1 protein-coding gene is annotated in these 595 nt (G+C 38.5%); it reads left to right on the forward strand.

The annotated features are described in order from the left end of the window. On the forward strand, positions 1-470 hold a 470-nt coding region (locus WFZ86_RS20135; RefSeq protein WP_342693615.1), incomplete at its 5' end, for a reverse transcriptase domain-containing protein. Between the last annotated feature and the right edge of the window lie 125 nt (positions 471-595).

The raw sequence follows: 595 nt of genomic DNA on the forward strand, positions 1-595 counted from the left end.
ACATTAAAGGCTTCTTTGACCATATCGATCACGAACTACTGATCAAAACAGTACAACACTATTGCCAAGACAAATGGGTTGTAATGTACATCCAAAGATGGCTCAAAGCAGGCGTGGTACAACAAGACGGACGTTTTTCAGCCACATTATCAGGAACACCACAAGGAGGAGTAATTAGTCCGTTATTGGCAAATTTATTTCTACACGTTGTGTTTGATAAATGGATGGAAAAATACCATCCCGAAAAGCCATTTGAACGCTATGCTGACGACATTGTAGTACACTCCAAGACTGAGAAACAAGCCTTGTATCTGCTTCATTTAATCACCAAAAGAATGCAGAGTTGCAAGCTGACTTTACATCCAGAGAAAAGCAAAATAGTAAATTTAAGGGGAATCTCTATAAAGAAATACCCCAAAGGATTTGACTTTTTTAGGCTTTACCATTCGTCCGAGTGCGGTCAAAAGTAAGGATAAGATAATAATCATTCCGAGCATTTACGTAAGTCAAAAGTCGAAGAACAGTTTGATGGAAAAATTCAGAACACTGAAAATCCACAAAAGGCGAACAACCCTAGAGGAGATAGCCAAAATGA

This window comes from Flavobacterium polysaccharolyticum (assembly GCF_038739875.1).
In the GTDB taxonomy this organism is placed as follows: domain Bacteria; phylum Bacteroidota; class Bacteroidia; order Flavobacteriales; family Flavobacteriaceae; genus Flavobacterium; species Flavobacterium polysaccharolyticum.